This is a genomic window from Mediterraneibacter sp. ICN-202921 (assembly GCF_037890075.1).
GTDB classification, from domain to species: domain Bacteria; phylum Bacillota; class Clostridia; order Lachnospirales; family Lachnospiraceae; genus Mediterraneibacter; species Mediterraneibacter massiliensis.
The window spans coordinates 109,918-134,053 of the sequence record NZ_JBBKBE010000001.1 but is presented as its reverse complement, the minus strand read 5'-3'; the positions used below and the strand labels follow the sequence as shown (position 1 = coordinate 134,053).

Below are 24,136 nucleotides of genomic sequence, written 5' to 3'. Positions count from 1 at the left end.
CTGCCTTTCTTATTGAAATACTATTTCATCTTCTTTCATACTGTCTCCATTTTGTACAATATGATCGTAATTATTCAAGCCATAAGTATCACCTTCCCGGACAATATAATATTCATCACTTTCACACAGAATATCCACTTCTTTAAATACAGCATATCCTTGGTTGATATTATATACTCCTTTTAAAGGTTTTGTTTCTCTTAGTGTGTAAGTTTCAGCAGATTCTGGTTTGATAAAAGTAGTCCCTTTTGTAAAATCAGCGGTACTTACATATATTTCTCCCGATTCAGAAATGTCATAAATCTCAATCGGCGTAAATTGGGCAGAATTCCCCTCGGTCTGTACCAATACGCCTGGAGAAGAACTGTTCCCTCCGGTCGTGATATATTCCTTGGGAATTGTAAAAAATTCTTTTTCTACAACCGCTGTACGCGGAATCTTCAATCCTGTCTCATCCTCAAAGATCAGTTCCATATTCAGATAACGTTCTTGCGCATAACGTATCATGGAATTGTCAAAATCCAGACATCCATAGTATGCACCATCCTTCTCAATAATAGAAAAATCCGCCCACATTGTCTCACTGTCTTTATCAATACGGGTCTTCATGCTTGTTACATCCTGCAGAGACTTGGCAGTAGTTTCATCCAACTGTACCAATACGGACCACTTTTCACTTGTAACCAATTTGTATACAGGATCTCCTGCTTCTATTTTCATCTGGTCGTTCAGTTGTATACTCTCATAGCTGCTGCGGTCAAAATCTTTTTCTGTAAAAGAGTCTTTCGTAAGCCCTTCATATCCATCTACTGTCAGCACAAGTATTCCGTCCTGAGATGTCTGAAAGGAAGTCACTTCGAGTCCGCTTGCTTCGATCATTGCCGAGAGCTGACTTGTCTTTGTCTTACTGCCTGAAGTCTGCATTAAAGCGGTAATCTCATTTTTCAAAGAATACACAGAAGAATACTTCTGCGGATCATAATTTTCATTAAACTGCTGCATCTGCAAGATCAGATTATTCTGGAGATCTTCGCTTAAAGCAGCCGTTTCTTCCGATGTATCTTTTGCCGGAAACTTAAGCTTCTGATCAGAAACAGTATAGACAGATGCGCCTGCCTTTACTTTACTGTTTTCATTTTGATAATAATTAATATACCCGCCGGTTTCTGTTTTAATGACACTCTCCTGCCGTATTGCCAGTCCGATATAGGAATTGTCTTTTACGATACTTCCTTTGCGTACCTCATAGGCATAAACCTTTTTGCTTGTAGCGTAGGTAAAAATTGTTACGACCAGATAAATGAATATGATCATAAAAATAACAATACCTACATTCCATTCACGGCGGTTTTTATATTTTTTTATATTAATGGAATTATCTTTCCTAAACTTCAAATATCCTGTCTCCTTCTTGATACATGCTTTATATTCCTCTATCCATGCATTTCTTTCGCACTTTGCATGTTCAAGTATACCATTTTTATATGTATATTTCCAGTTTTTGTGGAAATAATGAAAGTATGGCTATGAAAAGGAGGAAATAACATGAAGTGGTTTGATAATACGGCTCTTACAATTGTCATTATCGGAGCAGTCAACTGGCTTTTAGTAGGTGTTTTCCGCTTTGATCTGGTGGCGTTTCTATTAGGAAATTTAAGCTGGGCTTCCAGGATCGTGTATACGGTCGTAGGGCTTTGTGGATTATATCTTATCAGTTTGTATGGCAGGATACACAGCATGTCAGAATCATAAAAGCAGCGGAATTTGACCTATTTTGCTCCATCGTTTATAAAAATAAAGCCTGTATCCGACAAAAAAGCATGTATAATATGCTTCCCCTGGTGGATACAGGCTTTTTATACTTTCCCAAAACTTTATCGATCTGCAATACCTCTTGCAAGCAAAGCGGTCATTTCATCATAGAGGATACTTTTATCGTCCGCTCCCATAACAATGGAAATATACGGTTGTTTTTCTATGTCCTGACTATAGAGAATTAGGCAGGAGCCTGCCTCGTCAGTCGTTCCTGTTTTTCCTCCGAGTATATTTACACCTTCCGGAGCTTCGGCTTCACCCAGCGCATAATAATTTGTCGGCTTCCAATCTTCTGTTCGAACGATACCGTCCGCTCCTGTAATAGAAGCAGAATAAGAAGTCTTTTCAATGATTTCTACATACTGTTCGTTTTGTACTGCCGCATTAAACATCAGATACAGATCATAGGCAGTCGTATAATGATCGTCGTCCTGAAGACCATGCGGATTGACAAAATGGGTCTGCGTAGCACCTAACTTTTTTGCTTCTTCATTCATCAAAGCTACAAATTCTTCTTCACTGCCGGATATATGTTCGGCGATCGCAATCCCCGCATCATTTCCCGACTGCAGCAAAAGTCCACAGATAAGATCATACAGTGTAAGTGTATCTCCTGTCCGTAAGCCGCAGACAGAGGAATCCCATTCCAGATCCGTTGCATGCTCACTCACTGTGACCATATCGTCTAAATTTCCATACTTTAACGCCACATAAGCAACCATGACTTTTGTTGTGCTGGCTGGAAATAATCGGTCATATAAATGATATCCATAGAGAACATTTTTGTTGTATATATCGAATAATCCCGCCGCATGAAGACTGGTATTATCTACAAAGCCAGATAATGCCACATCATTTTCTTCAGAAACACAAAGATTCTGCGCAAACATGTCCCCTTCAAAAAGTTTCTGATCATACGTGATCTTCTCATATTCTGCGGTATAATTCCTTTTGCTGTCTTTGTAAACAGATACACCGATGCATCCGAAAATTACCAGGATGACCGTAAGAAACACATACAGAAAAATCCGGCGCATACGCCGACGTCTCCGCCTCCTCATCACCTGTCTTTTTCTTAAATTCCTGCTGTTATCTGTACATTTCACGCCAGTCTAAATCTCCTCTGTCCAATGCTAGAATTAAAGCCTCTGCCGTTGCAATATTCGTTGCGATCGGAATATTATACATATCGCATAATTTTACGATATCATTGACATCTGGTTCGTGGGAACGTGAAGTCAGCGGATCACGGAAAAAGATAAGCAGATCCATCTCATTATGTTCGATCTGTGCTCCAAGCTGCTGCTTCCCGCCTAAGTGTCCTGCAAGATACTTATGGATGCTTAAATTCGTTACGCTTTCCACCAGAACGCCGGTTGTCTCTGTGGCAAACAAAGAATGTTTGCTCAATATCCCACGGTATGCGATACAAAAATTCTGCATCAGTTTCTTCTTCGCATCATGTGCTACTAATCCTATGTTCATATGCCTCTTCTCTCCTCTATTGATATTTATTAGGCTGTAAGCCAACATTTAAAACAAAACCTATTCCCATGAAAAAACAAACGACAGAAGTCAGACCATAACTTACAAACGGAAGAGATATCCCTGTATTGGGGAAGATCATAGTAGCCACACTGATATTGATAAAACTCTGGATCCCTATCAGTGCGGCAACGCCGGCGCAGATGATGCGCCCTGCCGTATCCTTTGCCTTTAATCCTATCAAAATGCAATCTATCACTATTAATAATAGCAAAATTATGACTATACAACAACCCACAAATCCCAATTCTTCTCCGATGATGGCAAAAATAAAGTCTGTCTGAGGCTCTGAAACAAAATTTCCATTCTTTACGGACACGCTGGAATCATTATTATATCCTTTTCCAGAAAGTTGTCCAGAACCGATCGCCCGGATAGAATTTAGCTGTTGATACGCTTCTTCTGATTCATATTTTTCCGGCTCCAGCCAAGCAAGGATACGATTCTGCTGATACCCTTTTAGAAACGGCTGATTTGGCTGAATGACTGCCGCAAAAAGAATAGCCCCTGTGGGGATTACGATCGCAAGGACAGTTCCTATAAATTTGTAGCTGAGCCCTGCCATATACATTAGGACACAAAACAACGCTCCTATACAGATCGTAGTGGACAGATTTGGCTGCTTAAAGATCAGAAGCAGGGAAGGAAAAATCAAAGCAATCCCCTGCAGGATCGTCTTTTTGTCATTTATAGCAGCTTCTCTGTCAGACAAAAATCTTGCAAAAAACAGGATCATCAGTATTTTTGTCAGATCAGAGGGCTGAAATTGTGTAATACCGATATCCAGCCAACGCTTGGCACCATTTGCAGAGATTCCGAATATAGGTACTGCGATAAGAAAGAGAAGATTTATGACATATAAGAGCCAATAAAAGTTCAAGATCCATTTATAATCGATCAAAGAAATAACTACCATAGCGCCAATCCCGATAAATACACCCACGATCTGCCTTGTCTGCAGATCCGGTCTTGCGCTTCCCACCATAAAAATACCTATAATAGATAGGATAAGCACAAGGATGACCAGGCTAAACTTATATTCTTTTATATGATACCGCTGTTTGATATTCTGAAGGTAAAACTTTAATTTCAATGATTTTCTCCTGTATATTTTATATGTATATCTGTACGTGTTATCTCTATATCAAAATTTTCAGGTTTTATTTCTATGTATTTTGAAATTGTGTGATAAAGATCCGACGATAAGCGTTCACACGCGTCGGGCATTGTACAGTGTATCCTGTCTGCATTCAGCAGATTTTTCAGTCTCTCTTTTGCAACAAAAACAGATGGCGCATTCATGTAAGACCTCCTAATTTTTCCTGAAAAGATTAGAAAATCTGGCAAGCAGTCCCTCTGCATGAGAGAAATCTGTGATCGGGAGCGCTTCCCCTAAGAGCCTGCGGCATACTTTCTCATAGGCCTGTCCGGAAGGGCTGTCCTCTCCCACAACAGGCTCTCCCTGATTCGTAGCGATCACGACCTTTTCATCATCAGGGATTACGCCTAATAAATCAATAGCAAGTATTTCTGTGACATCTTCCACAGACATCATATCTCCCTTCTTTACCATATCTATTCGCAGACGGTTGATCAAAAGAGAATTATTTTTGATCCCTTTTGCTTCCAGCAGTCCGATAATACGATCTGCATCCCGGATAGCTGATACTTCAGGGGTTGTTACGATAATAGCACGTCCAGCTCCGGCGATCGCATTTTGAAATCCTTGTTCGATTCCTGCCGGACAGTCCAAAAGAATATAATCAAACTCACTTTGAAGATCTTCGATCAATTTTTTCATTTGTTCCGGTGAGACGCTTGTTTTATCTTTCGTCTGCGCAGAAGGAAGCAGATACAGCTCCGGGAAGCGTTTATCTTTGATCAAAGCTTGTTTCAAGCGGCAGCTCCCTTCTATGACATCCACCAGATTATATACTATCCTATTTTCTAATCCCATGACAACGTCCAGATTACGCAGTCCTAAATCTGTATCTATTACGATCACCTTTTTGTTAAGCCGCGATAGCCCAATGCCTATATTTGCTGTTGTCGTCGTTTTACCAACGCCGCCTTTTCCTGATGTAATGACAATCACTTCGCCCATGTCTTTTTCCTCCTACAACTTCTTATTCCTTTGATCACTCTACAAGTGGATCGAGATAAATATGGTTTCCATCTATGAATGCGATTTTCGGACCATTTATGGAGAGATTTTCTTTATGGAACCTTTGACAGTTTGCCTCTATTTCTCCTATACAAAGTTGTTTAGGCTGCATAGACAATGCAGCGACAAAAGCATTCCTGTCTCCTGAAGCACCGGCTTTTACAGTGCCGGAAAGTCCGCCAACGACTACGACATTTCCTTTGGCGACCACTCTGGCTCCAGACTCCACATCTCCTAAGATCACAATACTGGAATCGGATTCTAATACTTGCCTTTTACTCAAAGTACCTCTATAGAATTGTCCATCTTTCTTGTAAATATTAGAAAGCGTTTGTTCTACAATGCTTTTGTACATTTGATCTTTTTGTTTGTCCTGTTCAATGATACATACGATTTCAATTCCTGTTAAGGCAGAAATCTGTTCCAAAACATTTTGTTCTTCTTCTTTTGAAAGAGAACGCCCTACCAGTGAAAGAGCCATATGTGCTCCTTCAAAAAAACGAGTAGAATTCTTTAGTTTCAAAGTAAGTGCTCTCATCAGTTCACCAAAGGGAGCCTTCGGATCTAAATGAATCTCCATTCCGTAACGACTGCTTTTGATGGATACCAGTCTGTCCATATATACCATCACATCCTTTATTAATCCCCCGCGAGCGCTGTTCCTAATTCTGCTGCTGAACCAGTGATCAGTTCATCAGAACCGGAAAGTCCATATTTGATCCTAACGATATCTCGCCCAATCTCAGCCGTATATCCAGAGTTGTATCCATTGGCAATCCGGACTGCAATAGCGATCTCTGGATCTTCTGCCGGAGCGAAACCGACAAAAAGAGCATGATCCGGGTGCAGATCACTTTGCTGTGCTGTACCGGTCTTTCCTGCCATTGTCACTTCAAGTCCACTGAAACTTGGAGTACTTGCCACCATGTCGATCATACCTTGATGGACAAGATCCCATGTATTGCTGCTGACTCCATCCATGGTGCCCGCCACATCCGGTTCATACTCTTTGATTATCTTTCCGTCTGAATCTGTCGTTTTCTTCAGCAATGTCAGATCATATACTGTTCCGCGGTTTGCAACAGTGGCTACATAACGATTCAACTGGCTTACAGTGTAGTTATTTGTTCCCTGTCCTATGGCAGAGAGGATAGAGTATTCATCTGATATCTGCGGTTCTGATTCAGGAATTTCCAGTCCGGATTTTTCTCCCAGACCGAATTGTTTTGCATATTTTGCTAGTGTATCTGTTCCCCTGTCACTATCATAATTGCCCTCCGCATCCAGACTCATATCATATCCCAATTCATAGAAAAACACATTACAGGAAACATCCAACGCTCCGACTACATTGAGATCCCCATGTCCGTTTGGATAAGACCAACATCGTGGACTCGGTGTTACTTCGGAGAACTCTCCGTTGCAATAATGCAGCGTGTCTGCGTCAATATAACCTTCCGTCAGACCTGCAACAGCGGAAACCATTTTATATGTGGAGCCGGGTGCTGTGCGTTCCTGTGTCGCATTATTATAGAATGGGCGTGACAGTCCTGTAACCAGTTTATTATAGTATTCCGAGTCCATTGTATTGGCAAGACGGTTATTGTCATATCCCGGATAGGAAACACAGGCGAGTACCTCACCGGTATTTGGATCGCTGACTACAGCAGAGCCTGTACACGGCTCCAGCGCCAGCTGTCCGGGAGTGATTTCCAGATTTTCTATCTTCCCATATAACCAGGAATAGGAATTCACACTGCCGTCCAAAAGTCCATTATAAGATGCTTCATCCATAGGAAGAACTTCCTGCTCATACACAATGGCACAGATCTGTGCACCACTGATACTACCTGATTTTATAAGATATTTGTAGAGAAGTTTGTCGAAATTCATATCCGAAACTAAATAATCTTGCAAAAAACTTAAAATCCCCTGATAAATTTCCGCAGAATCCGAATATTTTTCTTCTGAAACATAATCACTTAGTTTAGAAGTATCAATCCAATTCTGTGAAATCGCATAATTTAAATACTGATACAAATTGATATTTTCTTGTTTTGTCCATGCCTGATATGTTTCATCATTTGTATCGATCGCATCACTTATCAAGATTCCTTTATCTTTCAGGAGTACGTCAATCGACACATAATCCAGATAAGCCTGCATTTCAGAAGAAAGTTCATTGTAAGGAGCTGCATCTGCATCCTGCATATATTGGATAATCTCCGGTACAGCAGAAGCTCTTTTTTCCTCAAATACAGCATAGACCGCCTTTTCGGCAGGTTTCGCGTCTTCTGCTCCAAAATGTGTTTCATCGACGATTTCGTTTGCAATAAAGGCATTATAGGCATCCCCTATAGGAATGATGATATCTTTGGCATCTTCAGCCGTACTTGGATCATAATCCAAGATATCATGCAGTTTGGAAAGGATGATACCGGCAAGTTTTTCTTCCAGAAGCTGGTATGTTTTTTCCTGCAGGTCTTTATCGATCGTCAAATATACATCATTTCCGGCGTCAGGCTCTGTAGTACTCACCGTCTCTGTTACCTTGCCCATACTGTCCACATAAAAAATTGTCTTTCCCTTTGTTCCCTGAAGTGTTTCATCCATCGTCTGTTCCAGTCCAGATTTTCCGATTATATCTGAAAGCGAATACTTTTTCTTATCCGACTTATCGAGAGCATCGTATTCTTCTTGTGAGATTTTTCCAGTGTATCCGATAATAGAAGCAAAATATTTACTGTCCGTATAACGCCTCAGAGAGTCTTCTTCTATATCTACACCGTTTAGGGAATCTTTATTTTCCATGATTGCTGCCACAGTCTCTTCACTTACATCTGACGCCAGTGTAGTGGAAATATATTTTTGAAAACTGTTTAGATTGATGGCATAACGCATATTTACCATTTTCAGGATATATTCTTTTTCCAGTTTTTTATCATCCAGTCCATATCCATAAACTTCATCTGTACAAAGATAATGTATAATTTCTTCCGCAGATTGTTTTTTTTGTTTTTCTGTCAGCTTATCGATCGTAGCCAGACCGTATACATCTGCCACAAAACGAAGCCGTAGTGTTTCGTCGGTTTGAGAGAATTCATAATTTCCGGCAGCATCCAGCACGATACCAAAATCACTGATAACGGAATCACCGTGGGATTCTACGATGGACAGTACAGAATCTAGTATTCCGTTTAAGATTTCATTTTTTTCGGTTACAGTATTTGCCGTTATATTGTCTTCGATCGTTACAGAGTATGCAAGTTCATTATAGGCCAGCAGATTTCCGTTTCGGTCATAAATATTTCCCCGGGTTCCCGGTATCTCTTTTGTCTTGCGGATAGTCAGTTCATAGTTTTCCAGATAGTCTTCTCCCTTTATAATCTGGAGATAAAATAATCTGCCCGCTAAAATGACAGACATGATGGAAAACACGAAAAGCAGCACGAAAAGCCGTGATCTAAACATCTGTATGATTCCATCTTTTATACGGTCCAAAGTATCTCTAAACAAATTTACTAGCACTCCTTTTTTCTTCCGCTTCCAGTCTGTGATTGATAAATAAGATCAGCGGATACAATCCAAGTGTTATCACGATAGTATAAATAAGTTCTGGAATAATAATGTGGTTCAAATAAAACCAGAAATAGAACTCGCTGCGCAGCATAAACATAAAGAAGTAAACAACCAGTCCAAATACAAATTCACTTGCTGCTATTAAAAAAAGCGGCAGTTTTATATCCTCATCATAGTACATCTGCATAAAAAGTCCGTTGATATATCCGGTCAACAAATAGATCAACGCATACATTCCGATTATGGATCCAAATTGGATATCGATCAGCAGACCGGAAAAAAAACCGACAAGCATGCCTTCCTTTGAACCTCTCATAAATCCTATTGAAGATGTCAGGATGATCATGAGATTGGGTTTGATGCCTGCGAGCTCCAAAGAAGAAAATACGGTACACTGAAGCAGATAACAGGCGAATATCAGAACAGCTGTTATGACTCCCCGCTTTATCTTTATCTTTTTCATATACACAGCTCCTTCTATTTACTTTCCCCTGTCAGGTCTTTCTTGGTTGTCAGTATGACCAGAACTTCCTGCAGATTTTTGAAATCAACTGCCGGTGTGATATACCCGGAACGAGTCAGATTATTGGAATCTACATTAACTTCACTGATATAGCCGATCAAAATTCCTTGCAAGTATTTGTCACTGATATAGGATGTTACGATCTGATCTCCTACAGCCACTGTATTTTCATTGTTCTCCATTTGTTCAAAACGAAGTTTCCCCTCATTCATAAGTGTCAGGTCTCCGTTTACGATACAGCGGTCAGAGGTAGAAAGAACCATGCCGCTTATATTACTGGAATCATCAATGACAGAACGGACTGTTGCCCAGGTAGGTCCAACTTCGGTCACGATACCGACCAAACCGCTCCCTGCCATAACATTCATATCTTTTTTGATCCCATCAGAACTTCCCTTATCAATAGTAAAGGTGCTGAACCAGTTGCCTGCGTCTTTACCGATCACATGGGCGGCAGTTTTGCTATAATCAGCATAACTTTGATCCAACTGATACAATTCCTGAAGACGTTCTAATTCGTACTTCTCCCCCTGCAGATTATTATTCTCTGTAACAAGTTCATCAACCCTTGCCTGCAGTTTTTCATTTTCTTCACGTACTTGAGAAAGTGTCTCAAAATTTTCACTCATATCGTTTAGCCAGCCGCCGATCTGATTGAAGCCTTGCTGCATAGGAATGACAGTAATATTTGCTAATACTTTAAATGGTCCTTTTGTTTTCTCGGAAAAAACAGAAAGAAGCATAAGCGTAATGCAGAGAAGAGAAAGTCCCAATAACCAGTATTTATTTGTTCCGGAAGTCTGATTCTTCTTTTTCATTTTATCTTAACCACCTATAATCTTCATCTAACATGGAATATGTCAGTTTCCTGAATTCTTTATTCAATATGATCGTCTTCAAGCCTCTTACTGCACAAAGCTCCGGATCTTTTGCTGTTGTAACAGGCAAACCAGTACTCTCTTGCAGATATGTAGAAAGCCCCCTTAAATTTGCCAATCCTCCTGTGAGATAGATCCCATTCTTTTCAATCCCTCTGCGCACATCCGGCGGTGTTCTGTCGTACATGGAACGAATCGCTTCTACACAGACCTCCAGAGGTTCTTTCATCGCTGCTCTTACAAGACCTATAGAAATAGCCTTCTCCTGAGGTACCCCTTGGACAAGATCTCTGCCTGAGACAGTAAGGGAGGCGTTCGTTTCCTGATCGAATACACCGAATTCCCTGCGAAGTCTTTCAGCTGTCATTCTGCCGATCAGAAAATCCCTGTGATGGCGGACCAGGTTTAAGACAGACATATCAAAATGTTCTCCGCCGATTTTTACAAGACGGTTTAAAACGATGCCGCCGCTGGATAATACAGAAATTTCTGTTGTTCCACCTCCAAAATTCGCGATCATCATTCCCTTTTCATTCCATATATCCGCACCATATCCAATGGCGTCCGCTATACCCCGTTCCACAATCTTTACGGATTTTGCTTTTGCCGCCGAGTGAAAAACAAGATCATAAAACGCCCGTTTTTCTACTTCTGTTACATCTGTAGGCACAGCGACAAGATATTCGCAGCGGGAAGAAGCCCGTTCTCCTTTTAAAAGACTCTCTAGTAGATACTGCATATCATCAAAATGCGCGATCACCCCATTTTTCATAGGAAAAACAACCTGAATGTTTTCTGGCGCTTTCTCGTACATTTCATAGGCACTGTCTCCTGTGGAAAAAACATAATGTTTGTCTTTCATGGCAATGACATCTTTTTCCCTGCGGATCTCATCTTTTTTCTTATCATATATTTTTATTTCATATGTCCCCAAATCTAAACCATAGACATTTCTCGCCATTTATAACCCCTTCTTTAAGTTCCTATATAAACCCCTTTTCTTTTAAACTGGCAAAACAGTTATTTCCAATAATGATGTGATCGAGCAGTTCTATCCCGATCAATTCACCTGCATCTCGGATCCGTCTGGTCACCAGGATATCTTCTTTGCTGGGAGTAGGGTCTCCGCTTGGATGATTATGCAGGAGAATAATAGAAACGGCATTTTTCTGCAGTGCCTCCACAAATAACTCTCTTGGTGATATAAGAGAGGCATTGACGGTTCCTTTCGAAATATTCGTCTCACCGATCAATTTCACCTTTGTATTCAGCAGCAGCAGTTTCATACTCTCCTGCTTTAAATGCCGCATATCTTCCATATAATACTGTGCGATCGAGGAAGGCGTAGAGAAATTTAATCCGGTATGCGCCGATGCTTTTGACAGACGTTTGGCAAGTTCAGACAGGCATAAGATCTGTATGGCTTTTACCTTGCCGATCCCTTTTACCTGCATGAGCTGTTCCATAGACCACTGATGGATATTTAAAATACCTTCCTGGGCAAAAACAGGATGCAAGAGCTTTTCTGCCAGCTGGATCGAGTTTTCCCCTCTCGTGCCTGTACGCAGCAAAACTGCAAGCAGCTCTACGTTTGTCAGATTGCCTGCTCCAAACTGTTCACACTTTTCATATGGACGTTCTTCACTGTACATTTGTTTGATCGTATTCGTATGTGTCATTTCATTTTGCTGTGATGTCACAATACAATGATTTATTTTAGCATAATTTAAAAATCATGTATAGGTTTCCATTCTTAATTTTTTGTGAAGAATCTCATAAAAAACCTACTGAATTGATAGAACTTTCAGGACAGCTTCTGCTGTTTTCATACCGTCCATGGCAGCGGAAGTAATACCTCCGGCATATCCGGCGCCTTCTCCGCATGGATAGATCCAGGGTATATTGCTTGTAAAGTTTTTATTTCTGACAATCCGCACGGGTGAAGATGTACGGCTTTCCACACCTGATAACAGCGCGTCCCCGTCTGCAAAACCATGCATCCGTTTGTCCATCATCTGTATCCCCTGTTCGATAGACCGAGCAAGTTCACAAGGAAAGATCTGCCGGACATTTGCCAAAGAGTATGCGCCCTTCATATTTGGATGCACAGCATGGAAGGCTGTGCCGGCTTTATTTCCACAGAAATCTTCCAAACGCTGTACGGGTATTTTCCCTCCTCCGACCTGCCATGCATTTTTCTCCAACATTCTTTGAAAATGCATGCCTGCCAATGGATGAGAATTCCCGAAATCTTCAGGTGATACCGTAACGACAATGGCACTGTTGGCATTGTCTCCAGCACGTCCATGATAGCTCATCCCGTTAACTGCCAGATATCCTTCTTCAGAAGAAGCATTGACTACATAACCGCCCGGGCACATACAAAAAGAATACACTCCCCTGCCGTTTTGAAGCTTTTCCGCCAGTTTATAGGAAGCTGCTGAGAGCTCTCTTCTGTCTTCTCTTCCATACTGCCATGTATCGATCCATTTCTGAGGATGCTCGATACGCACGCCTACTGCAAAAGATTTTGCTTCCATAGATAACTTTTGCTCATATAACATTTCAAATGTATCTCTTGCGCTGTGTCCAAGAGCCAGAACCAGTATCTTGGCATCCATCCATTTTTCTCCATTGATCTGGATCTGTTTCTGTTTTGGATCAATTCCTGTCAGCGTATGGTGGAAACGGATTTCCCCACCCAATTCAGTGATGGCATTTCTCATATTTTTTATGACTTGTATCAGTATGTCCGTACCAATATGCGGTTTTTGTTCATAGAGGATATCTTCAGGTGCTCCAAATTTTACAAAGGTTTCCAATACATAACGATTTCTCCCAAAGGTATCTTTTACAAGTGTATTCAGCTTTCCGTCAGAAAAAGTTCCGGCGCCGCCTTCTCCGAACTGGACATTCGACTGCGGATCCAAAACCCCGGTTTGCCAGAATCGTTCTACTGCCTTTTTTCGTTCTTCTACGCAGCCGCCTCTCTCCAGTATAATGGGGCATAAACCGGCCTGCGCCAACAGATATGCACAGAATAATCCTGCAGGTCCACTCCCCGTCACAACCGGACGAAAGTCAAGCTGTCTATCTGCTTTCTTTACGATTGGATAGACAACATCTGTTACTCTGCTGACTTTTCCTTTCATTCTTTTCAGCAGTTTTTCCTCCTGTTTGACAGAAAAGTCGATCGTATATACAAAAAACAATTCTGGTTTTCTGCGTGCGTCCAGTGATTTCTTTCGAATTTCATAATGTAGCAATTCAGAAGAACTGACAGAAAGTATTTTCAGCAATCTTTGCCGTATGTCATCCGGCGTATGGACTTCTTTCATTTTCAATTGATGTATCCTAAGCACTCTTAGCAGCCTCCTTTCCTGCAATTTGTCCGCACGCCCAACAAAACTGCAGGTTATAACCGCCTGTTGCGCCATCTACATCGAGAAGTTCTCCGGTAAAATAAAGTCCTGGAACATACAGAGACTCCAGCGTATCTGCATCGATCTCCCGTGTATCTACGCCGCCCGCGCAAACCTGTGCATGCTCAAAACCATTTGTCTTTGTGACGGTCACTGTGAAATGCAAAATCAAACGGACAAAGACGGCAAGTTCTCTTTTTGTCCAGTCTTTTACCTTTTTCGTACGTGGTACGCCGCTTAATTTTACCCAAAGCTGCGCCAGATTTTTATGAAAAAGCCCGATAAAGAATTCTTCCGTCGTCTTTTCAGGGCGCGCCTGGATACGGGCAGTCAGAAAAGCAGTAAACGTATCCTCTGAAAAAGCAGGCATAAAGTTTAAGACAGCTTTTACTTCCTGTCCATGATAAAGCGCGTTCGATGCATAGCGGCTGACCTGAAATATCGGAATACCGGATATGCCGTAATTTGTCAGCTGGATCTCCCCAGTTTCTTGCGCAATACACACATCTTTCACATAGAGAGATACTTTTCCCTCTGCACGAATACCTGCGAGACTCTTAAAAAACGTTTCCTTGCAATGCAGCTGAACCAGCGCAGGCAGTACCGGAACAATCCGGTGTCCCAGCTGTTTTGCCAGAGTATAACCAGAACCGTCAGAACCGGTAAAAGGCGCTGCTTTCGATCCCGCCGCTAAAATGACCCTATCGGCGTAGAGATTTCCTTTATCTGTCCGTATGCAGAAATTTTTCTTGGACGGCAGAATCTCCAGACATTTCGTCTGTGTCTTAATCTCTACATGTAGCCGTTCTAATTCCATGCGGAAAGCATCCAGCACAGCGCTCGCCTGATTAGAATGTGGATATAAATATCCGTCTTTGTTTCTGGAGTAAACTCCGAGCTGCAGGAAAAAGGAGATTGCATCCTGTGCATGGAATTTTTCTATGATATGCCATGGGAACTGTGTGTTTTCCGAATGGTAAAACACAGGCTCCTGGCGCAGATTTGTAAAATTACATCTGCCGTTTCCTGTAGATAAAAGTTTTTTGCCGATCCGCTCCTTTTGTTCAACAATAAAAACATCTGCCCCTTCTGAGGCTGCGGCGACTGCCGCCATCATTCCGGATGCGCCGCCTCCGATCACAGCGATCTTCATACTACTCTATCCTCCTCTAAAACCCCTGCATCCAGCATTGCCTGCACGGATTTTAGTATTCCAAGTTTTGCGTGATACCAGGTCAGTCCCCCCTGAAAATATACTGCATAAGGCGGTTTGATCGGTCCGTCTGCGCTTAATTCAATGGAGGAACCTTGTACAAATGCGCCTGCCGCCATGATCACATCACTGTCATAGCCCGGCATTGCCCATGGTTCCGGACTGACGTAACTGTCTACCGGTGCAGCCGCCTGGATTCCTTTACAGAAAGCAATAACCCCTTCTGGTGTGCCAAGCTTTACAGCCTGGATGATATCATGACGAGATTCCTTCCCGTCCGGAACCACTGTGTATCCCAGCTGTTCATAAATATTGGCTGCAAATACAGCTCCTTTGAGTGCGCCGCAAGTAACCGTCGGAGCCAGAAAAAAACCCTGATAAAAAGAAGTCATCACACCAAGACTTGCTCCGACTTCTCTGCCAAGTCCCGGTGAAGTAAGGCGGTATGCGCAGGATTCGATCAACTCTTCTTTTCCTGCGATATATCCGCCGATAGGCGCAAGTCCGCCGCCCGGATTTTTTATCAGGGAACCGACGATCATATCTGCACCCACATCGCTTGGCTCTATGCGCTCTACGAATTCTCCGTAGCAATTATCCACCATGCAGATAATGTCCGGACGGCGCGCCTTGATAAAAGCAATGAGTTCGCCGATCTTTTCCACAGAATAGCTTGGACGAGTCTGGTACCCCTTAGAGCGCTGAATCGTCACCAGTTTGGTACGATCATTTAGTGCTCTTTCAATGGCAGGATAGTCAAAATATCCGTCTTCCAAAAGTTCTACCTGCTTGTAAGTGATCCCATACTCCGCAAGTGATCCCTTGGATTGTCGTATACCGATTACTTCTTCCAATGTATCATATGGTTTTCCTACAGGAGACAAAAGTTCATCCCCTGGACGCAAGATTGCAGATAAAGCCAGGGCAAGAGCATGTGTGCCGCAGGTAATCTGCGGCCGTACCAGCGCAGCCTCTGTATGAAAGGTACTTGCATAGACTGCTTCTAACGTATCTCTTCCCATATCATTGTAGCCATAGCCGCTGACATAGTTAAAGCAAGCTTCATTTACTTTATTCTTCTGCATGGCATGCAGCACTTTCAGCTGGTTATACTCTGCTGTCCTGTCAAATTCCTGAAAGCGTTCTGCCAACTTTTTTTCTACTTTTTCTCCAAACTCCCATACCTTTTTTGAAATCCCAAGTTCCTGGTACATTTTTTCCATATCTGTCATTTTCTTTTATTCCTCTTTATCCTCTATTATTTTTTTGATTCGCAGGACATGGAGTATTTCCTCTAAGATCGCCGTCTGATCACAGGCAAACTTCTGCCTGTTAAGCCAGATAACTTCCTGTTCCCGCTTAAACCATGTAATCTGGCGTTTTGCAAAATGGCGTGTATCCCGCTTGATGATATAGACAGCCTCCTCTAAAGTAAGTTCTCCGTCTAGATAAGCAAGCAGTTCTTTATACCCAAGTCCCTGCATCGACACCATGCTCTTGTCCAGTCCCATTGCCTTTAATCGCTGTACTTCCTCTAAAAGCCCTTCTTCCATCATTTTATCTACACGTTGGTCAATTCGTGTGTAAAGTTTCTCCCTGTCGTCTGTCAACACAAAGTAAGCAGCCATGTATGGCGAGATTTTTTCTCGTTCTCTTTCATTGTGCTCTGATATTTTTTCTCCGGTCAGATGATAGTATTCTAAGGCACGGATGATCCGCTTTGTGTTATTTACATGAATCTGGTCTGCTGCTTTTTCATCTGTTTCTTTTAAGATGGCGTGCAGCCATGCACTTCCTTTTTCTTCTGCCGTCTTCCGGAGTTGTTCTCTGTATAGCTTGTCGCTTTGTTCTTCCGAGAAGTCAATGTCTTTTAAGAGCGCTTGGATATAAAATCCAGTTCCTCCTACGACAAGTGGTATTTTTCCTTTTTCATAAATAGCGTTTACAGCCTCTTTTGCCATTTTTTGAAATGTTACGACATTAAATTCCTCCTGCGGATTAAGCACATCGATCAAATGATGTATGATCCCCTGCCTCTCCTCAGGCTTGATCTTAGCCGAACCAATATCCATGTGACGATATACCTGCATAGAATCTGCCGAAATGATTTCCGCATTCACTGCTTTGGCAAGACGGATGGAAAGTTCTGTTTTTCCGACAGCCGTAGGCCCGGTTAATATGATCAGTGGTTTTTTTTTGCACATTTTTGCTTACCCTCATACAATCCTTTTAAATTTTTTTTCCAATTCCCGGCGCGACATAGCAATGATCGTTGGTCTTCCATGTGGACAGTGATAAGGATTATCCAGCGTAAGAAGTTCCCCCAGCAAAACATCCATCTCCTGCGCTGAAAGCCGGTTATTTCCTTTTACTGCTGCTTTGCAGGAAAGGGAGGCGATCTTTTCATCTATTAAATCTGGCGTCATCGTTGTTTTAACACCATCTGACAGAGCATCCAGCATTTCCATAAGCAGTTCTTTTTTTGCGATACTGAACAAATTATCCGGCACAGCACGGACAGCGTATTCCTCCCCACCAAAGGGCTCTATCTCGAATCCGATCTTTTGAAAGCGTTCCATATTTTCCTTCAAGGCTTCTTCCTCCTGCATGGACAGACTTAAAATAATAGGAGGGCTTAAATATTGAGAAGTAAATTCTCTGCTTTTCATATTTTTTAAGGTTTTTTCATACAATACTCTTTCATGAGCGGCATGCTGGTCAACAATATAGAGCGTATCCTGAAATTCCACCAGCCAGTATGTATTGAAAACCTGACCGATTAATTTGTATTCGGCTTTTTTTTCTCTTTTTAACAGATTTTCCTCAAACAGGTCAAGCTGTTTGGGATTTTGTGCAGACGATTTGTCATCTGATTCTTGCCTACACTCCTTATCAGGCTGACTGGAATATGTACCGTTCTCACGCAATATTTCTTTTGTCTCTTGTTTTTTTGCCTGTCTGACAGATTCTAAGATCCGTTCTTTTTGCACAGAGGGTTTAAATATACTCTCTTTATCCGGCACTTCTGCACTAGACTGACGCTGGTGGTATGCGGTGACACGTTCCCGCATTTTGCGGATAAAGTATTCCTCATCCTTAACTTCAGCAGCTGCGGGTTTAGACTTGGGCCGCAGCAGAAACGGACTTTCTACATGTGCAACGTCCGAGCGCTCAGCTGTTTTTTCAGGCACTGCTGCGGGTGGAACTTCTACTGTCTGGATCAGTTCTGGTTCTAAAAGCTGTCTGTGGATCCCTTCAAATACAGCACCATATATTTCTTGCTGCTTTTGAAAGCGCAGTTCCATCTTAGTCGGATGCACATTGACGTCCACCTTTTCTCCCTCTACATGAAAATGGAGAACGACAAAAGGAAATTTATGCTGCATGACGAAATCTTTGTATGCGTCTTCAATGGCTTTAGACAGCATGGCGCTTTTTATATATCTGCTGTTCACAAATATATTTTCAAAATTTCGATTTCCTCTTGTAATAACCGGTTTACCTAGATATCCGGTCATGCGAAAACCATCTTTTTCAAAGTCTATCTCCAGAAGATTAGCAGCAATGTCCCTGCCATAGATCTGATAGATGACATCTTTTAATTTCCCATTTCCCGAGGTCCTTAATTTTTCCTGTCCGTTATTTAAAAATTGAAATCCGATCTCCGGATGAGAAAGTGAAAGATGCATAAGAAGATCCTGGATGTGTCCCGCTTCTGTCATAGGCGTCTTTAAAAACTTTCTTCTTGCCGGCACATTATAAAAGAGCTGACGGACAAGAAATGTGGTACCGTCAGGTGCGCCTGTATCTTCCAGCGTTTTTTCCTGTCCCCCTTCTATGACATAACGGGTTCCCATACTCTCCTGTTTCGTCTTCGTGATCAATTCTGTCTGCGTTACTGCGGCAATACTTGAAAGCGCCTCTCCTCGAAAGCCGAGAGAAGAAATATGTGCCAGATCCTCCACGCTTCGAATTTTACTTGTAGAATGACGCAGAAACGCATTCCTGACATCTTCCCTCTCAATGCCGCTTCCATTGTCTGTTATACGGATAAAAGAGATTCCTCCGTCTTTAATCTCAACTGTGATCAAAGACGCACCGGCATCGATCGCGTTTTCGACCAGTTCTTTTACGATAGAAGCAGGTCTTTCTATAACTTCCCCTGCAGCGATCTTATCGATCGTCAGCTGATTTAATACCTCTATATGCGGCATAGCATTCCTCCTGATCTTTATTTATGAGCATTACCAACGATTCTTCAGTTTATTCTGAAGTCGGTAGATCGTATTCAAAGCGTCAATCGGCGTTAGATTTGTAACATCAATACTCTTTAATTCCTCTATAACATCATCGTCTTTTACTGTATCAAAAAGAGACATCTGTGCAATATCCACTTCGTCGTATTTTTTTGTTTTTACTTTTTTCTTAGAAGTCTGTTCCTTGGAAGCGATCTCACTTACTCTTATCGTTATATCTTCATCGCTTAATTCCTCTACGATCTCTTTTGCCCGCTCTATCACCAGATCCGGAACTCCTGCTAATTTTGCCACTTGTATGCCATAGCTTTTGTCTGCGCCGCCTTTGACGATCTTGCGCAAAAATACAATGTCGTCCCCTTTTTCTTTGACAGCAATGCAGTAGTTATGTACGTTTTCAATCTTTCCTTCCAATTCTGTCAGTTCATGATAATGCGTGGCAAACAGAGTTTTTGCCCCCAACAGCTTCGTATCACTGATATATTCGATCACTGCCCAGGCAATAGAAAGCCCGTCAAAAGTACTCGTCCCTCTGCCAATCTCATCTAGGATCAATAGACTTTTGTTTGTTGCGTTGCGCAAGATATTTGCTACTTCCGTCATCTCTACCATAAAAGTACTCTGTCCGCTTGCCAGATCGTCAGAAGCCCCTACACGAGTAAAGATCCTATCCACTAAACCGATATCGGCTTTTGCAGCAGGGACGAAAGAGCCAATCTGCGCCATCAGAACAATCAGGGCGGTCTGTCTCATATAAGTAGATTTTCCTGCCATATTTGGCCCGGTAATGATGGAGATACGCTGTTTTTTATCATCCAGATAAGTATCATTGGAGATAAACATATCATTGGGGATCATCCTTTCTACGACCGGATGTCTGCCTTCCTGAATATCGATGATCCCTTTCTCATTGACAGAAGGACGTACATATTGATTTCTCTCGGCTACCAGAGCAAGCGAGGAAAATACATCTAATGCGGCGACTGCTTTTGCTGTTCTCTGTATGCGCTCCACTTCCGCTGCGATCGTATCTCTTACTGTACAGTATAATTCATACTCCAGCGCATATAGTTTATCCTCTGCACCCAGTATCGTATCCTCAAGTTCTTTTAATTCCGGAGTAATATAGCGCTCTGCATTGGCGAGTGTCTGTTTGCGTGTATAGTAATCCGGTACAAGTTCTTTATACGAATTGGTCACTTCCAGATAATATCCAAATACTTTATTGTAGCGTATACGTAAGTTTTTGATTCCTGTCTTTTCGCGTTCGCTGTTCTCCATTTTTGCCAGCCAGTCCTTGCCTTCCGACTTTGCTCGCCTCAGACTATCTACCTCATCGCTGTATCCGTCTCTGATGATGCCTCCTTCTTTCATAGCAAGAGGAGGTTCTTCTGCAATAGCAGATCTGATAAGTATACAGAGATCTTCCAACGTATCCATATCCTCACGGATACTTAAAAGAAGGGGCGATTCCATCTCCTCCAAGATATATTTTATGGAGGGCAGCATTTCCAAAGAACTCCGAAAAGCTGTCAAATCCCTTGGATTGGCAGTGCCATATGTAATTTTTGTGATCAACCGTTCCAGATCGTACACTGCGGACAGATATTCCCGTATTTCCTCTCTGGAAATAGTATGTTCTTTTAATTCTTCTACCGCATCTAGCCGTTTGACGATCTCTTTTTTGTCGATGAGGGGCTGTTCCACATATTTGCGCAGCATGCGTGCCCCCATTGCGGTTTTTGTTTTATCGAGCACCCACAAAAGAGAGCCCCTTTTTTGTTTCTCTCTAAGTGTCTCACAAAGTTCTAAGTTTCTTCTTGTAGAACTGTCCAGCATCATATATTTTCCTGTTGCATATGGGGTAATATGTGTCAGATGAGACAGAGAATTTTTCTGTGTTTCCAATAAATACAAGAGCAATGCTCCTGCACTGATGATGCCGCAGTCGTAATCCATAAGTCCCAGCCCGGCAAAGGAAGAAACTTTAAAATGTTCTAACAGCTTCTTTCTGCATATAGCATCATCAAAATACCAGGCATCCAACGCATAGATAGTGATTCCAAACCGTTCTCTTAAATCCTCCAGATCCATACCGCTCATATAAAATGACTCATTGCAAATGATCTCGGAAGGCATGAACTTGCAGATCTCATCAAACAGTTTACCGCTGTCCGACAATTCTGTCACAACATAGTCGCCTGTCGTGATATCCGCGATAGACAGGCCATAACGGTCCGCTATATATACGATACACATGATATAATTGTTCTTCGTCTCATCCAGTGCCTGTGTATCTAGATTTGTGCCGGGCGTAACGATGCGTACAACTTCACGCTTTACAATACCTTTAGCCTGTTTGGGATCCTCTACTTGCTCACAGATCGCCACTTTATAGCCTTTGGATACCAGCTTATTTAAATAACCTTCCACAGCATGATAAGGGACACCGCACATGGGTGCCCTTTCTTCTTGTCCACAGTTTTTGCCTGTCAAAGTGATCTCCAGTTCTTTCGATGCAGTCAGAGCATCTTCATAAAACATCTCATAAAAATCACCTAATCTATAAAATAAAATACAGTCTTTATAGTGAGATTTGGTCTCCATATACTGTTTCATCATTGGTGTAAGTTCAGCCACTTCTATTCTCCTTTTTGCAAAACTTTCCGGTATTTCATTAAAAAATAACAATCTTTCATGCTGTATAAAGTATCAGCAGTAGATTTCATTATAGCATTTTTATAAAATCAGTTCAATGAAGGGATTGAAAATTTCTATCATTTGCGCCTCACAGTACATGAAAACAAGGCTTTTTCTCTCCATAGAGCCAGTGCAGTAAGTAGCCGCTCAATAAAATCCCAAAAACGCATAGCGCCGAAAAAATAATCAGAAAAGGAAGGCAGATTTGTCCCATGATCTGAAAAGGCTGGTCTGTATAATCCCAAACCTGCCATCTCAGCCATTTATTCACGACAATCCCTGTGATAAATTCACATGCGCCTACAAACACAGCACACCAAAATACCTGCTGCACAAGAGGCGGCTCCCATCCAGTCCACATTCCCTGCTGTGCACAGAATACAAGGCAGACACCGCCAAGGACAAACATAGACCAGTGTGAAAATCCGCGAAACAACATTTCAAATGTATAATAAAGTGTCCCTCCAAGAGCCCACAAAAACAAATATTCGCTTACTTTTTTCACAAAAAACGTCCTCTCTATGTGTATAGTCTATACATAGTTTGGACGTTTTTCTTTAAAATTATAGTTGGAAGTTCTTGTTATACCAGTTCTCCAATATAATAAAATCCTTTGCATTCTGTAAGTTTTACTTCTTTTAATTGTCCGATGACAGAAGATGACGCCGGAAAATGTACAAGCAGATTATTACTTAAACGACCGGTCATCAGAGAAGGATCCTGTTCATTAACAGACTCTACCAGCACCGTCTGTACAGTTCCTTTATGTATAGAACACACTTCCTTTGCGATCTCCTGCACTTCTGTCAGAAGCCGATCAAAACGTTTTTTGACCGTATCTTCCGGAACCTGTTCCTTCATCACGGCAGCGGGTGTCCCGGTACGCTTTGAATAGATAAATGTAAAGGCACTGTCAAAACGAACCTTTCTGACAATATCTAATGTATCTGCAAAATCCTCTTCTGTTTCCCCCGGAAAACCTACAATGATATCTGTCGTAAGTGAAATATCCGGAATCGCAATCTTTAGTTTTTCTACAAGCGCAAGATACTGCTCCTTTGTATACCGTCGGTTCATCTTTTGCAGTATACGGCTGCTTCCCGACTGCACTGGGAGATGCAGATGACGGCAGATTTTTTTTGAATGTGCCATCACTTCGATCAATTCGTCAGATAGGTCTTTTGGATGAGAAGTCATAAAGCGGATCCTCTGCAAACCTTCGATCTGCTCAATCCTTTTTAATAATTGGGCGAAAGTGATAGGTGTGTCTAAAGTCTTCCCATATGAATTGACATTTTGTCCTAAAAGCATGACTTCTACTACTCCATCCGCCACCAGCTTTTCTATTTCCGCTATGATCGCTTCCGGGGTTCTGCTTCTTTCTCTCCCTCTTACATAAGGGACAATACAATAACTACAGAAATTATTACATCCGAACATAATATTTACGCCTGATTTAAATGGAAATTTCCGTTCACTTGGAAGATTCTCCACGATTTTGTCTGTATCTTTCCAAATATCGATCACCATACGTCCGGATTCTAAGCATACAACAGTAAGTTCGGCAAACTTAAAAATATTATGGGTTCCGAAAATCAGATCTACAAACCGGTAGCTTTGTTTTAATTTCTCTACGACTTCGGGTTCCTGCATCATACAGCCGCATAAGGCGATCAGCATATGGGGATTCTTTTTCTTGATCCTCTTAAGTTGACCGAGCCGTCCATAGACTCTCTGATTTGCATTTTCACGCACAGTGCATGTGTTAAAGACAACGAAATCTGCTTTTTCCTCATTCTCTTCCTCCACATATCCTATCTGTTCAAGTATGCCTGTCAGCTTTTCAGAATCTCTTGCATTCATCTGACAGCCAAAAGTAGTCACGCAGAACGTAAACTTGCGTCCTGCTTCTCGTTCTTTCTCGTGCAGAAGTTCTCTTGCTTTTGCGATAAAATAAAATTGTCTTTCCGGTTCACATTCCGGTGCTTCTTTTGACAGGTCAATCCCTGTTAAATCTAAAATATCCATATATGTAACACCC

21 protein-coding genes are annotated in these 24,136 nt (G+C 41.8%); 1 reads left to right on the top strand and 20 read right to left on the bottom strand.

Translation table 11 applies throughout. From position 1 onward, the window contains the following. Positions 1–9 precede the first annotated feature (9 nt). Positions 10–1,395, bottom strand: coding sequence for an HlyD family efflux transporter periplasmic adaptor subunit (locus WKT01_RS00635; RefSeq protein ID WP_340311308.1), 1,386 nt, complete (start codon positions 1,393–1,395; stop codon positions 10–12). Between the two features lie 150 nt (positions 1,396–1,545). Between WKT01_RS00635 and WKT01_RS00630 the strand changes: the two genes are divergently transcribed. Continuing rightward, the gene (locus WKT01_RS00630; protein ID WP_059069488.1) at positions 1,546–1,752 is read left to right on the top strand and encodes a DUF378 domain-containing protein; all 207 of its coding nucleotides are present in this window, start codon (positions 1,546–1,548) and stop codon (positions 1,750–1,752) included. Between the two features lie 122 nt (positions 1,753–1,874). Here WKT01_RS00630 and WKT01_RS00625 read toward each other — a convergent pair whose 3' ends face one another. The 19 genes from WKT01_RS00625 to miaB form a co-directional block, all read right to left on the bottom strand. Further along, positions 1,875–2,852 (bottom strand): D-alanyl-D-alanine carboxypeptidase family protein, encoded by a 978-nt coding sequence (locus WKT01_RS00625; RefSeq protein ID WP_340311307.1) that lies wholly within the window; start codon positions 2,850–2,852, stop codon positions 1,875–1,877. Between the two features lie 52 nt (positions 2,853–2,904). Beyond that, the gene (locus tag WKT01_RS00620) at positions 2,905–3,300 is read right to left on the bottom strand and encodes a methylglyoxal synthase (protein WP_059070455.1); all 396 of its coding nucleotides are present in this window, start codon (positions 3,298–3,300) and stop codon (positions 2,905–2,907) included. Between the two features lie 16 nt (positions 3,301–3,316). Next, entirely contained in the window at positions 3,317–4,453 is a 1,137-nt protein-coding gene (locus tag WKT01_RS00615; RefSeq protein WP_059069484.1) for an FtsW/RodA/SpoVE family cell cycle protein, read from the bottom strand. Next, on the bottom strand, positions 4,450–4,662 hold the full coding sequence (locus tag WKT01_RS00610; protein ID WP_059069483.1) for a cell division topological specificity factor MinE: 213 nt from the start codon (positions 4,660–4,662) through the stop codon (positions 4,450–4,452). The genes WKT01_RS00615 and WKT01_RS00610 overlap by 4 nt, the downstream gene beginning before the upstream one ends. A 10-nt stretch (positions 4,663–4,672) precedes the next feature. Further along, positions 4,673–5,464, bottom strand: a complete 792-nt coding sequence (minD, locus tag WKT01_RS00605; protein WP_340311306.1) for a septum site-determining protein MinD — start codon at positions 5,462–5,464, stop codon at positions 4,673–4,675. 34 nt (positions 5,465–5,498) lie between these two features. Then, positions 5,499–6,143 carry a septum site-determining protein MinC gene (locus WKT01_RS00600; protein WP_340311305.1) on the bottom strand — a complete coding sequence of 215 codons (645 nt, stop codon included), beginning with the start codon at positions 6,141–6,143 and terminating at the stop codon, positions 5,499–5,501. 20 nt (positions 6,144–6,163) lie between these two features. Continuing rightward, positions 6,164–8,995: a penicillin-binding transpeptidase domain-containing protein gene (locus WKT01_RS00595; RefSeq protein ID WP_340311366.1), complete on the bottom strand. Its 2,832-nt coding sequence runs from the start codon at positions 8,993–8,995 to the stop codon at positions 6,164–6,166. A gap of 37 nt (positions 8,996–9,032) precedes the next feature. After that, complete coding sequence (mreD, locus tag WKT01_RS00590; RefSeq protein ID WP_340311304.1) at positions 9,033–9,566, bottom strand: rod shape-determining protein MreD; 534 nt, start codon at positions 9,564–9,566, stop codon at positions 9,033–9,035. Between the two features lie 14 nt (positions 9,567–9,580). After that, positions 9,581–10,444, bottom strand: a complete 864-nt coding sequence (gene mreC / locus WKT01_RS00585; protein ID WP_059069477.1) for a rod shape-determining protein MreC — start codon at positions 10,442–10,444, stop codon at positions 9,581–9,583. Position 10,445: 1 nt separating this feature from the next. After that, complete coding sequence (locus WKT01_RS00580) at positions 10,446–11,465, bottom strand: rod shape-determining protein (RefSeq protein WP_059069475.1); 1,020 nt, start codon at positions 11,463–11,465, stop codon at positions 10,446–10,448. A 22-nt stretch (positions 11,466–11,487) separates the two neighbouring features. Next, positions 11,488–12,183, bottom strand: coding sequence for a RadC family protein (gene radC / locus WKT01_RS00575; RefSeq protein ID WP_340311303.1), 696 nt, complete (start codon positions 12,181–12,183; stop codon positions 11,488–11,490). Between the two features lie 105 nt (positions 12,184–12,288). Then, positions 12,289–13,866, bottom strand: a complete 1,578-nt coding sequence (locus WKT01_RS00570) for an NAD(P)/FAD-dependent oxidoreductase (RefSeq protein ID WP_340311302.1) — start codon at positions 13,864–13,866, stop codon at positions 12,289–12,291. Next, positions 13,859–15,079, bottom strand: coding sequence for a BaiN/RdsA family NAD(P)/FAD-dependent oxidoreductase (locus tag WKT01_RS00565; protein ID WP_117974234.1), 1,221 nt, complete (start codon positions 15,077–15,079; stop codon positions 13,859–13,861). Before WKT01_RS00565 ends, WKT01_RS00570 begins: the two co-directional genes overlap by 8 nt. Beyond that, positions 15,076–16,371 (bottom strand): methionine gamma-lyase family protein, encoded by a 1,296-nt coding sequence (locus tag WKT01_RS00560; RefSeq protein WP_340311301.1) that lies wholly within the window; start codon positions 16,369–16,371, stop codon positions 15,076–15,078. Before WKT01_RS00560 ends, WKT01_RS00565 begins: the two co-directional genes overlap by 4 nt. Before the next feature lie 6 nt (positions 16,372–16,377). Continuing rightward, the gene (gene miaA / locus WKT01_RS00555) at positions 16,378–17,343 is read right to left on the bottom strand and encodes a tRNA (adenosine(37)-N6)-dimethylallyltransferase MiaA (RefSeq protein WP_340311300.1); all 966 of its coding nucleotides are present in this window, start codon (positions 17,341–17,343) and stop codon (positions 16,378–16,380) included. A gap of 12 nt (positions 17,344–17,355) precedes the next feature. Next, complete coding sequence (gene mutL / locus WKT01_RS00550) at positions 17,356–19,353, bottom strand: DNA mismatch repair endonuclease MutL (RefSeq protein ID WP_117974236.1); 1,998 nt, start codon at positions 19,351–19,353, stop codon at positions 17,356–17,358. A gap of 30 nt (positions 19,354–19,383) precedes the next feature. Then, positions 19,384–22,035 carry a DNA mismatch repair protein MutS gene (mutS, locus tag WKT01_RS00545; protein WP_445299680.1) on the bottom strand — a complete coding sequence of 884 codons (2,652 nt, stop codon included), beginning with the start codon at positions 22,033–22,035 and terminating at the stop codon, positions 19,384–19,386. 148 nt (positions 22,036–22,183) lie between these two features. After that, positions 22,184–22,600, bottom strand: coding sequence for a putative ABC transporter permease (locus WKT01_RS00540; RefSeq protein WP_059069462.1), 417 nt, complete (start codon positions 22,598–22,600; stop codon positions 22,184–22,186). A gap of 77 nt (positions 22,601–22,677) precedes the next feature. Beyond that, the gene (gene miaB, locus WKT01_RS00535) at positions 22,678–24,123 is read right to left on the bottom strand and encodes a tRNA (N6-isopentenyl adenosine(37)-C2)-methylthiotransferase MiaB (RefSeq protein ID WP_340311299.1); all 1,446 of its coding nucleotides are present in this window, start codon (positions 24,121–24,123) and stop codon (positions 22,678–22,680) included. Between the last annotated feature and the right edge of the window lie 13 nt (positions 24,124–24,136).

Bases quoted from the DNA above. Each gene is read 5' to 3' on its own strand.
- WKT01_RS00630 (WP_059069488.1), top strand. From the start codon at position 1,546: ATGAAGTGGTTTGATAATACGGCTCTTACAATTGTCATTATCGGAGCA.
- WKT01_RS00625 (WP_340311307.1), bottom strand. From the start codon at position 2,852: ATGCGCCGGATTTTTCTGTATGTGTTTCTTACGGTCATCCTGGTAATT.
- WKT01_RS00620 (WP_059070455.1), bottom strand. From the start codon at position 3,300: ATGAACATAGGATTAGTAGCACATGATGCGAAGAAGAAACTGATGCAG.
- WKT01_RS00610 (WP_059069483.1), bottom strand. From the start codon at position 4,662: ATGAATGCGCCATCTGTTTTTGTTGCAAAAGAGAGACTGAAAAATCTG.
- minD (WP_340311306.1), bottom strand. From the start codon at position 5,464: ATGGGCGAAGTGATTGTCATTACATCAGGAAAAGGCGGCGTTGGTAAA.
- WKT01_RS00600 (WP_340311305.1), bottom strand. From the start codon at position 6,143: ATGGACAGACTGGTATCCATCAAAAGCAGTCGTTACGGAATGGAGATT.
- WKT01_RS00595 (WP_340311366.1), bottom strand. From the start codon at position 8,995: ATGTTTAGATCACGGCTTTTCGTGCTGCTTTTCGTGTTTTCCATCATG.
- mreD (WP_340311304.1), bottom strand. From the start codon at position 9,566: ATGAAAAAGATAAAGATAAAGCGGGGAGTCATAACAGCTGTTCTGATA.
- mreC (WP_059069477.1), bottom strand. From the start codon at position 10,444: ATGAAAAAGAAGAATCAGACTTCCGGAACAAATAAATACTGGTTATTG.
- WKT01_RS00580 (WP_059069475.1), bottom strand. From the start codon at position 11,465: ATGGCGAGAAATGTCTATGGTTTAGATTTGGGGACATATGAAATAAAA.
- radC (WP_340311303.1), bottom strand. From the start codon at position 12,183: ATGACACATACGAATACGATCAAACAAATGTACAGTGAAGAACGTCCA.
- WKT01_RS00565 (WP_117974234.1), bottom strand. From the start codon at position 15,079: ATGAAGATCGCTGTGATCGGAGGCGGCGCATCCGGAATGATGGCGGCA.
- WKT01_RS00560 (WP_340311301.1), bottom strand. From the start codon at position 16,371: ATGACAGATATGGAAAAAATGTACCAGGAACTTGGGATTTCAAAAAAG.
- miaA (WP_340311300.1), bottom strand. From the start codon at position 17,343: ATGTGCAAAAAAAAACCACTGATCATATTAACCGGGCCTACGGCTGTC.
- mutL (WP_117974236.1), bottom strand. From the start codon at position 19,353: ATGCCGCATATAGAGGTATTAAATCAGCTGACGATCGATAAGATCGCT.
- miaB (WP_340311299.1), bottom strand. From the start codon at position 24,123: ATGGATATTTTAGATTTAACAGGGATTGACCTGTCAAAAGAAGCACCG.